The organism is Hungatella sp. SL.1.14 (assembly GCF_024460495.1).
In the GTDB taxonomy this organism is placed as follows: domain Bacteria; phylum Bacillota; class Clostridia; order Lachnospirales; family Lachnospiraceae; genus Hungatella; species Hungatella hathewayi.
In genome coordinates this window covers 17529-28126 of the sequence record NZ_JANFYJ010000043.1, presented here as the reverse complement: position 1 = coordinate 28126, position 10598 = coordinate 17529, and the positions used below count along the sequence as shown (strand labels likewise).

Here is a 10598-nt window from a genome sequence, read left to right as displayed (position 1 = left end):
GAAAAGAGTAGGTAATCCATAGTGCATATCGAACTTACGTTTCTTTTGAACCGTAGGTTTATTAAAGTTACCCTTTTCTTAGAAAATCTTTTTCATTTTCCTCTTGACATATTACCAAATTGCTTATTTTCATTTCGACCCTATGTATCTAAAAACATGTTTTCTGTACTTCTCATACTCACTGCCAAATGTATCCGCCATAAATTTTTCTTCCTGCAAAATCTGCAGATGCAGCATTACCACTGCAAAAATCGTAAAAACCAGTAAAACCGGATTAAAAAACATAAGGAGGAAACCTAAATACACCAGATCAAAGCCAAGAAATGCCGGATTACGGCTAATGCTGTAGATACCGGTTGTCACCATCTCCGTCTTGTCATGTTCCGGTATGCCTGCCCGCCAGCTGTCCCTCATCGTATAGACAGAAACAGCAAAACACATCACTCCTGCAAATGCCGCCAACACCCCTGTATATCTGGCAAAAACCGGAAGCAGGCTGATTCCTGTGAATACGCTTATGAGTTCCGCCACAGGCGCCGCACAGGTCGCTGCCTTCATGGTCATTTCCACCCGAAATAACCTCCCCCTTTTTCCGCCTTTCGCAATATGATCAGTCTGTATTCCCTGCTTTTTCTGCATTGCCATTTTCCCAAAATAAACTCCATAGAAAAGAAGAAGCACCAACAGTCCCAGTCCTCGAAATATCATGCTTCCTCCCTGCCGGCCTGTGCTTTTGCCTTCTCCCACTGTTCCTTCGTCAAACAGGTGACATGTTCTGTCCTGATATCATTCATCAGCACCCACGGGATCTTTTCATTGGTATGGTGATAGACAAAACCGCATTTTTCCTGAATGCGGCGGGATTGTTCATTTCCGTCAAAATAACCGCACCACAGTTTTTCCATATTCAGTTCTTCAAATCCATACCGGATCAGCTCATGCACCGCTTCCGGAATCAGTCCCTGGCCCCAATAAGGGACCCCAATCCAGTATCCGATTTCCGCCTCCGTGTCCGGGATCTCTAAATTGCTTTCTTTGCCGGCCATGAATCCAATACTTCCTACCGGGAGCATGGTCTCCTTTAAGACGACGGCATACGTTCCTTCCTTAGAAAGGACATTCTTAATAATCTCACGGCTGTTCTCCACACCGGTATGTACCGGCCAGCCTGCAATGGGGCCAACCCGGTCATCCTTTGCATAGCTGTATAAGTCCGCAGCATCCTGCGCTTCCCATGGACGGAGAATCAATCTGTCGGTTTCTAATCTTTCTTTCACAAGAACACCTCCCCCTTCCGCATGACTGCGGCATCAATGGGCCTTTCACACAGCGCACTGCTCAAACAGTCTTACTAACTCCTATCATACCTTTTTTCGAAGCAAAAGTAAATCTGCTTATTCTTCGTTCATCAACAATCATGAACCGTGTATTAAAAAGCAGATATCATTCACTCCCATCTGGAATGCATGATATCTGCCCTCTTATCCGTCTAGACTTGTCAGACTTATTCTGAATGATTTTCCTTATGACTCCTTGACCGCATATTCACCGTTTTCAGATTTCTGAAACAATGGCAGTTTCTGCAAAAAGATAATGTCATCCCGCTCTGCCGCATTTCCCTCTGCGAGTACGGCTGCTTTTTTCGTGACGATTCCCTCTGCACTTTCCACCAGCGCCTGTAGTGCATAGAGTGATTCGCCGGTAGAGATAACATCGTCCACGATACATACCCGTTTTCCCCGGAGGCACTCTGCATCGTGGCCGTCCAGATACAAATGCTGCTCGCCTGATGTCGTAATGGAATGTACCGACACGGAAACCACGCCGCTCATATAAGATTTGATGCTTTTTCTTGCAACAATAAAATTCTTTTTGCCAAGAAGTCTGCTGATTTCATAGGTCAGCGCAATTCCCTTGGCTTCCGCGGTTATAATGACATCCACGTCCCCGATTTTCTCAGCAAGCTTTGGCGCACAGGCCATGATGAGCTCTGTATCCCCCATAATTACAAAACTGGCAAATGCCAGATTGTCCTCCAGATCGATAAAAGGCAGTTTCCGTTTAACGCCAAAAAGTTCTAATTCGTAGCTTTCCATATATAATTTCCTCCTTTACATTCCCAGAATTCTGGCTGCAATTCCGGCAAGCATACCAAGAAACGGATTGGAGATTGCCGTGACAACGAGTGCACTTCCGCCTACCGCCGGATTGACTGCCAGCGCCGCAGGTGCATCCAGTACAAAGGTTTTAAACAGTCCAAGCACAAACAGAAAACCTGCAATCGATGAGGACGGAACGTAATTGCCGATCTTCGGAAGCAGACCGCTCAATAGAATCACACCTACCACCACCATCATTGCAACGCCGGCCCAAACCGGATGGGGGGCGTTGGCGGTAGCCGAGATGATCGACTCAACCGGGGCACCGCCAAAGAAGGAGGAGCCGATATCCGCAAGGGAAGAGATCAGGGTTAAATGATCCACATTAAAAGTATCTGCTCCCGCCATGCTGGCGGTGATAGCTCCGAAGGAAATGTTGGAGCCGATATTTAAGCATACCATTCCAAGCGCGCCGAATATGACAGTTCCGTTTATCGTAAATTTCTGTCGTTTAAATGTATCGTCAACAATCACGATGTTTTTCTTCTCTTTATTCAGAACCGCAGATGCCACACTGGAGGCGATGACTGAGATTACAATCGTATAGACCAGAGTGTTGGCACTGGAGCGGGTCAAAAGATAGGTAATCACAGCCGCAGCCAGCGATACGCCGCCGGCGACACGATCTTCCTTTACCATATTGACAGCCGCTTTTGTCAATATCAGTCCCACGCCGGCCATCATTCCGTTAGCAATATCCGTCCCGATAAAATCCACAATTCTTGTCAGCATCCCGCAGGCGCCGACAACAGCAAGAATAACCGCCCCAATAAAGATCATGGTGCACCGCTCCGAACGGTTCCTGCCGCTGGTTCCCGCATAGGTTATGGTTTCCGCCTGAAACGAAATCGGCGCTACATTTCCCGTAACTACATTGCCCACTGCTCCGATAAAAAACGCCATCGCCGTAGGCACGGCCGCAAATCCAAATGACAGCGCCAGCAGTCCCTGAGGCAGCGCATTCAAAACAACACCAAATACGGCAAGTAAATCTGTCAGTAAAGCGTTCATGGTAATCTTTAGTCCCCCTTATTTCTATTAATTAGTATATCTTATAATTATTGTATCTTTTATAAGTATACATTTTTAAAAACAATTTGCATTGTAACATATTTTTATATATAATAAAACTATCATTTTTACATATATGATATAATAATATTATTATATTAAAAGGAGACTGTTTCTATGACCTTGGAGTCTTACCGAAATTTTGTTGCGATTGTGGAATGCGGAAGTATTATGGCGGCTGCGAACCAATTGCTGATTGCACAGCCATCTCTGAGCAACCAGCTGAAAAATATAGAAGCTTATTATGGGGCGAAGCTGTTAATCCGAAACCGGCATAAGCTGGAGCTGACCGATGCCGGGCGTGTCTTTTATCTGCATGCCAGAGAGATCTGCCAGGCCGAGGAGAAACTTCAAAACGAGATTCACAGCAAAAAGACAGCTTTTTCCGAACTCTTAAAGCTGTCCATCCCGGCAGGAAACTCTGCCTATTTTCTGCACCATCTTTTCGATGATTTTCGGAAGGCGTACCCCAATGTTAATTTTGATTTTTATGAGATTCCCAGTGATTTTGCCATTCCTAATGTCTTAAACCACGTAACGGAGATCGGCCTCATACGTTCCAGTCTGCCCGGTTATGCATCGTTGGCCGTCTACCCATATGAAAAAGAGGAGATCGTCGCAGTCTGCAGTCCCGATCATCCTCTGGTACACAAAAGTGATATTCTTGATATTTCCCAGCTGGCCGATTACCCATTGGCGGTTCCCTTTGACTGCCTGGATCTGGTCCGCTCTTCTTTCGGCCACCGCCTGCTGGCACCGAATATTTCTATTATAACCTCCTCCAACGCGACCGCCATCGAGTGGGCCAGATCCTTCGGCACTGTCGCGCTGGCCTCACTGACAACCGCTGACTTCCAGCATATTAAGGATTTGGCAGTGAAACATTTTTCTGATGAAAATCTGTTTATTACCAGCGCGTTTATTGTGAATAAGGAGTATCCGCTGTCGCGGGCGGCGCGGAATTTTCTGGGGTTTCATGGGGTACATACATAAATACCATGCATCAATGACGATGCCAGCCATGCATTGCCTCACTCCTGTATTTATGCTCCGACTTTCGTGTTTTTTTATTAGAGAGTTTCACCTGTACTCCATTTTATGAAGAGAATACTTCTGCCAGCACACTGCAGAGATTTGCCATATCGATCGGTTTTGTCACGTGAGCATTCATGCCGGCGGCTAACGCCTTGCTTCTGTCCTCGGAAAAGGCATTGGCTGTCAGGGCAATGATTGGAATCGTTTCTGCATCAGAGCGATCCAGACCTCGTATCATGGCTGCTGCTTCATATCCGTTCATAACCGGCATCTGAACATCCATCAGAATAAGATCATAATAACCAGGGGCTGATTGTTCCAGTTTATCTACAGCTTCCTTCCCGTTTCCGGCGCTCTCTGTCAAAGCTCCTTCTATAGACAGAAGCTCTTTTAAAATCTCCTCGTTAATTTCATTGTCCTCTACAATTAACACTCTCTTTCCAGTAAAATCAAAGCGTATCGTCTGGCCTCCATTCTGCTCTTTCTTTTCCTCCCGGCATTCCCCTTCTTCTGCCGTCTCCAACTCTACATCTACAGTAAAAGTACTTCCTTTTCCCAGCGTACTCTCAACGTTGATACTTCCCCCCATCAAATCCAGCATACTCTTAGCGATGGCCATACCGAGACCGGTTCCCTGCGTATAGCTTCCCTCTTTTTCCTCCATTCTGGTAAAAGGCATAAAAATGGTTTTCAGGAACTCCTCGGTCATTCCTCTTCCGTCATCCTTTATTACAAACTGATATCTGACATATCCCTCTTTGCCTGCCTGAAGCTCCGTTACAGAGAATACAATTTGTCCCTGTTCCGGCGTATATTTTATGGCATTGGACAATATATTCACCAATATACGGCTGAGGCGGAATTCATCTCCAATGAGGCTGTCATGTTTGATACTGCGTTTCTCCATGTTAAACGAAAGTTTTTTTCCTTTAAACTGCTCCTGAAACATAGATACAATGCCTTCCAGCATGCCCGACAGTGAAAAAATCTTATTTTCAAGCAGCATCTTGCCGCTTTCAATCCTTGACATATCAAGGATCTCATCGATCAGCGCCAGCAAATGCTTGGAAGAATACGAGATTTTTTTCATACAGTTTATCACTTTTTCAGGATCCCCGGCATACTGCTCCGCAATTGCTGCCATACCGAGAATGGCATTCATCGGTGTCCTGATGTCATGGCTCATATTGGAAAGGAAATTACTTTTCGCTATATTGGCACTGTTGGCCGCCATAAGCGCCTGCTCTAAATTTTCGCGCTGCTCCCACTCCTTCGTCATATCAGAGAGATTTGCAATCCACACTTCTTCAGGACTAAGATAAACAGGGTTAACCTGAAGACGAATCCAGCTTAGATTCCCGTTATTCCTGTTTCTATGCTGATGAATAGAACCCACAAAATCGCCCTGCCCATCCCAATGGATAAATTCATCCTTGATCCCGGCAATGTCTTCCTCGTCAGTACTTTCTCCCTCCGTAAACAACTGTTCAGCCTCCTGGCGGCTCCACCCCATCACGCTTTCAAGATTAGGACTTACATATTCCAGGCAGCCTTCAGTCTTATTATACATCATATAGACTTCATTTCCCCTTTCGATCAAAAGGTTCAGCATTCTTTCACGGTTGTATACATCGGCATCTCGCTTTCTGTTCGCGAGCTGATTGAGCCGGAAAAATACAATTCCGCTTATGATGATGAGAAGTCCAACAATTACGGCACATGAAGTAAATACATTTCTGGAAAACCTGTTCATATTTTCCCCGATAATATCTCCGCCCACAAACAGAAGGAGGGTCCATTTGCCGTTTTCCAGTGGATTGTAGCTGATATATTCCTGATGTCCGTCTTTTGTATAAACCGTTACTCCGCTGGTGCCGCTGTCCATCGCATCCTGTATTACTTCAGCACTCTTTTTTCCATCCTTTGATGCATACTCCAGATAACTAAAAATATTATAATCCTTAATTGCATTGTCAGCCTGGGTATTAAACAGCCTGCTTCCATTCTGGTCAATAACGTAGCATATTCCTTTCCTTTCAAAGGCTGATATGGTTAATATCTCTAAAATGTTATCCAACTTATATTCAAGCGCTATGGCTGAAATATTCTCAGAGCCCGCCTGTTTCTTCTCCACCGGAATTGCAAAAAATAATGTGGCATTCCCATTAATATCTCTTCTTAAAAAAGAGACGTCAGTCCTGTCCCTTAAAAGAGCAATCGCATTATCCTTTGTTATCAGCCTGCTCTTTTCCCCAAATTCATCACTGCAGTTACCCGCATCATCAATAAGATAAATATGACTGAACTTCCATTCTTTCACCAGGTTTTGCCGATATTTTTGAGTGTCAGCCTCTGACATCCGGGTAACACTCAGATCATAATCAATCGTACGCAGAAGGGACCAATTCTGATTTAGCTTGGAATTGATATTATCGCTCACCTGATGTGCAATCTCTAATAAATGATATTCATTTTCCTTTCTTGCATTATTCTCCATATTTTTTAAGAATACTGTCATCAGGAAAATGATGCCTGATATGGCAAGTAAGGTTCCTGTTACGGTGACATTGCGTATGCGTTTATACTTATCATTACTGATATCCTTCTCTTTTTTCTTCAGTATCATATATTTTCCAACTTTTTCTTTTGTATAGTAGTAACCCCGTGTTTATTCTGAATGGCTCAGAAGATCATTCATCAAATCCAGCGCGCCTTCAGCAGAAAAATGATTTTCCAGCATTTCATCAACAGTGATTTTCGAAATTTCAAAAAATTCTTCAGAGCCCAGACGAATATATGTACGGTTTCTTTCCAGGTATTGTTGTACCATGCTCATACTTCCGTCATATTCAAAAGAAATATCTCTCTTATAAGGAATCAATCCGTCTGTATATCGATTCAGTTCCTCCTGGGCCTGCGATGAGGTCATAGCCATCAAAACTTTCCAGGCTGCTGCCTTTTTCACACTGTTTTCTCCCCCTGCTTTGGTGATGGCAGCATTAAATGTGGGATATGTCAGCAAAAAATTCTGGTTCTCTCCAAAATATGGAAGGATTTCCACCTCCTTTCCCGGGAGTAATTTAGAAATACTTTCACTGCTGATATTCACCATGGCCTGTGTACCCTCTATAAATCTTTCATAAGAAAGGAGGTCGTCTGAATACATGGTGTCCTGATCCAGGATCTTTAACGTATTAAGCCGCTCCAATTTCTCGAAAGCAGGCAGCCATACTCTGGAATCCAGCTGGTTTGTTTTTCCGTCATCATAGTCTTTCCTCCAGATAATCCCGTCAACGGAAGACAAGCTTTCAATTCCCATTCCCTGTAAAAGATGCAGGGCATTATAATCGATACTCAAATCGATGGAATACCCTCTGATTCCATACGTCTCAAACGCCTGACAAGCTGAAATAAAACTGTCAAAATCACTGGGAACCGGTATATTATAATGTTCAAACAGTTCTTTGTTGGCTACGATTCCGTCTACCGTACCAGACATGGGAACCCAAAATACCTTTCCCTCACTGGTTTTATAATTTTCAAGATAAATATCATAATAAGAAGACGCCACTTCAGTCCTGGTCAGATCCATGAGATATGGATTAAGACTGAGAGAATCCTTCATGGAAAATTTACGGACCGTTATTATATCGGGCAGACTCTCCGTCTCTGCAAGCTGTTTGTAATAATCCAGATTTCTCTGTCCCTCGACCCATTTAATCTTTACATCCGGTACCAGACTCTGCACTTGTTCCGTATAATGATCGTACACGTCTAAATTCCAAAGCGCCACCTCTATCTCCGGTTTCGTGTTTTTACTGCAGCCCCAGACGCTGAGCGTAACCGCACAAATGGCAATTATACTACTGCAGCCAATCAACCACTTTTTATTTATTATCTTCATTTTTTCCTCATTGACAGCCTTTGAGCTCTTTACTTTTCTACTGTATTTTTGTTCCCGCTACCAGAAAAACTGCTAATTTTATTATAAGATAAAATGATTGACAGCACAACAAAAAGCTAAAATTTATCATATCTGGTTCATACCAGATTACTGCCAAAACAGTTAAAAAAACACACCCATGGAACATATCACTGTCCCACAGATGTGTTAACTTTTCACCGGCTGCCTGCAATGCATCTTACATCTGCTTCTATTCAAGCGGACTTTCTTCCACAAACAGTGGTAATTGCTGGTACCCATCTTTCCGTTCTAATTTTACGCAGCATTCTGTATGTCTGGAGTGGGTGATTCTGATTTCCAAAAGGCGTAAATCCCCCTTGGTGTGTCTACTATAACACTCTTCTAGTACACCTCAAAAAAATTCATTCATCTTTGATAATCCGCTTAATAAGCAGCCCACTTAAGAGATAGCAATTTAATACAAAAACATATTTTATACCATTTGATTTCAACTTATAACTAAAATGGTTCCCGAAGCAATGCAACGAAAACCATTTTATTTAAGCTAAACATATTTTATCTTTCTTTATATCCTTTGATCCATACATATATGATGTTCCAACCTATAGCCCTAGAATATTCTATTCTAAATTTCTTCTTCCTCTACTAAACTGCTCTCCCGAATTACTTCGATAGGCGGCAAAGCATCAACATCTGCTCGTTCGGCAAGTACATTAAATTTTTGTATAAAATCTGTTATAAATTCTTGAATATTTTCTTGATTATTGTCACACCAAAATCGAAACAAAATAGTATAATCTCCCAAAACACCTTCCGTTTGTTTATACCAATTTTTATAGTCTAATGTATTATACTGGTCACTCTCCAATGGCCAGTCACTAAAACAAATATCATAATTAAAAGTTGTAACACTTGAATAATGTTCTTGGAACTGAGTAAATTTATTATGCTCCTTAAGTAAAATAAATATTTCTTTTTCTATAACTAATGGAAGAAACAAAAAATTACCCGCCTCGGAAATAACTCTCGCTTTTGAGGCAAATTCTGGTTTAGATGGGACATCACCGTCCAAAACAATTATGTTATTTTTAAATTCCGGAACATTTTTCTCATATAATTGTATATAATTTGTCCATCCCAAGTTTATATCGATAAAATTCATATACAATTCTAAATTAATATTTAATGCTCTAGACAAAACAAACTGTAAGAATAGACTTGCACATGTATCCTCACAATATATACTAATTCGATTTCCAACACCCTGGGCTGTTAAGTTTATGTCATTCATAACAATATTTAATTCACTGTTAGAGAAAATATTTCTTGGCATAATTGTTCGTTTCCCATCTACACCATACTGAGGTTCTAAATATACTATAGAACTATTATACGCAAATGGTGGAAGATCTATACCTTTTTCCTGATATTCTCTACGTTGGTACTTATTCACGCATTTTAATATTATAGGAGAATGTGTTGTAAACACGATTTGTATTTTATAATCTTTTGCAGCGTTCCACAAATAATCAATTAATTTCCTTTGTGAAAATCCATATAATGTCGCATCGAGTTCGTCAATTAACAAAATACCACCTTTATACTCTCTGCTATACTCCTCCTGTAAACGTTTGAACGATAACACAGCTAATATAATTCGCATTATATTGCCTTCACCTGCCGAATTAGTAAAAATATCATGATTTTCATCACTTACTCCCGCAAAAGTCCTTGCGGCCGTCCCCTTTTCAATCCCAACAGAAACATCTCCTCCAATATCATGAATAGATAAGATGGTTCTATAATTTATAATACAATATTTTAATTCTTCAGACGTTAGCATTGAAGCAACTGCCTGTGTTTTTCCAGTTTCTCCTATTGGAAACAACCTACTTAAACTTAAAAAATACACTGGTAGCTGTATATACCCCGCACCACTCGCTCGACTTTCAGCATTCCAAAATCTTAACGTAGGTTCTTGATTACGTTGCCTACGTGCAATGCTTTCCACAGAATAATAACTATTTTCGTAAGCTCCTCTGTGTAAATTTAATTTCCACTTATGCTGACCAATCATATCATGTTCCGGTGATATCTTAAACTTTTCTTTGAACTGAGAGCGGAAATTGTAACCATCAATTGTTTTGCAGCCATACATAGGGTGCCCTTTTGAGATTGTAAAAGGCTGCCCTATCATACCTAATACAGTTGTCTTCTGTGTTGCATTGCGTCCTGCGATTGCTGTAATGCGCCTGCCCAGATAAAAAGAAACATTTTCAAATGCGCGAAATTTTTCAATTTCAATACTTTTAATAATCATATCTGCCTTTCGTACCCCATAATATCCCTTTATATTATTTTTTTAATAATATGTATAATGATTGAATAAACAAAATATTTCTGCTTCT

8 protein-coding genes are annotated in these 10598 nt (G+C 41.6%); 1 reads left to right on the top strand and 7 read right to left on the bottom strand.

What is annotated here, in order from left to right; genetic code table 11:
• Window positions 1-129: 129 nt before the first annotated feature.
• The 4 genes from NE473_RS28275 to NE473_RS28260 form a co-directional block, all read right to left on the bottom strand.
• A complete protein-coding gene (locus NE473_RS28275) occupies window positions 130-708 on the bottom strand; it encodes a methyltransferase family protein (RefSeq protein WP_055651086.1) in 579 nt (192 codons plus the stop codon).
• The gene (locus NE473_RS28270; protein ID WP_055651085.1) at window positions 705-1277 is read right to left on the bottom strand and encodes a GNAT family N-acetyltransferase; all 573 of its coding nucleotides are present in this window, start codon (window positions 1275-1277) and stop codon (window positions 705-707) included. The genes NE473_RS28275 and NE473_RS28270 overlap by 4 nt, the downstream gene beginning before the upstream one ends.
• A gap of 246 nt (window positions 1278-1523) precedes the next feature.
• On the bottom strand, window positions 1524-2096 hold the full coding sequence (locus NE473_RS28265; RefSeq protein ID WP_055651084.1) for a phosphoribosyltransferase family protein: 573 nt from the start codon (window positions 2094-2096) through the stop codon (window positions 1524-1526).
• A gap of 15 nt (window positions 2097-2111) precedes the next feature.
• Complete coding sequence (locus tag NE473_RS28260) at window positions 2112-3170, bottom strand: benzoate/H(+) symporter BenE family transporter (RefSeq protein WP_022030562.1); 1059 nt, start codon at window positions 3168-3170, stop codon at window positions 2112-2114.
• 177 nt (window positions 3171-3347) lie between these two features.
• Here NE473_RS28260 and NE473_RS28255 point away from each other — a divergent pair, with 177 nt between their 5' ends.
• A complete protein-coding gene (locus NE473_RS28255; RefSeq protein ID WP_055651083.1) occupies window positions 3348-4223 on the top strand; it encodes a LysR family transcriptional regulator in 876 nt (291 codons plus the stop codon).
• A 103-nt stretch (window positions 4224-4326) separates the two neighbouring features.
• Here the strand turns inward: NE473_RS28255 and NE473_RS28250 are convergent, their stop codons facing one another.
• The 3 genes from NE473_RS28250 to NE473_RS28240 form a co-directional block, all read right to left on the bottom strand.
• A complete protein-coding gene (locus NE473_RS28250) occupies window positions 4327-6891 on the bottom strand; it encodes a hybrid sensor histidine kinase/response regulator (RefSeq protein WP_055651082.1) in 2565 nt (854 codons plus the stop codon).
• 42 nt (window positions 6892-6933) lie between these two features.
• Window positions 6934-8169 (bottom strand): ABC transporter substrate-binding protein, encoded by a 1236-nt coding sequence (locus NE473_RS28245; protein WP_055651081.1) that lies wholly within the window; start codon window positions 8167-8169, stop codon window positions 6934-6936.
• A gap of 646 nt (window positions 8170-8815) precedes the next feature.
• Window positions 8816-10510, bottom strand: a complete 1695-nt coding sequence (locus NE473_RS28240) for an AAA family ATPase (RefSeq protein WP_055651080.1) — start codon at window positions 10508-10510, stop codon at window positions 8816-8818.
• Window positions 10511-10598 lie beyond the last annotated feature (88 nt).

Bases quoted from the DNA above. Each gene is read 5' to 3' on its own strand.
- NE473_RS28275 (WP_055651086.1), bottom strand. From the start codon at position 708: ATGATATTTCGAGGACTGGGACTGTTGGTGCTTCTTCTTTTCTATGGA.
- NE473_RS28260 (WP_022030562.1), bottom strand. From the start codon at position 3,170: ATGAACGCTTTACTGACAGATTTACTTGCCGTATTTGGTGTTGTTTTG.
- NE473_RS28245 (WP_055651081.1), bottom strand. From the start codon at position 8,169: ATGAAGATAATAAATAAAAAGTGGTTGATTGGCTGCAGTAGTATAATT.
- NE473_RS28265 (WP_055651084.1), bottom strand. From the start codon at position 2,096: ATGGAAAGCTACGAATTAGAACTTTTTGGCGTTAAACGGAAACTGCCT.
- NE473_RS28250 (WP_055651082.1), bottom strand. From the start codon at position 6,891: ATGATACTGAAGAAAAAAGAGAAGGATATCAGTAATGATAAGTATAAA.
- NE473_RS28240 (WP_055651080.1), bottom strand. From the start codon at position 10,510: ATGATTATTAAAAGTATTGAAATTGAAAAATTTCGCGCATTTGAAAAT.
- NE473_RS28255 (WP_055651083.1), top strand. From the start codon at position 3,348: ATGACCTTGGAGTCTTACCGAAATTTTGTTGCGATTGTGGAATGCGGA.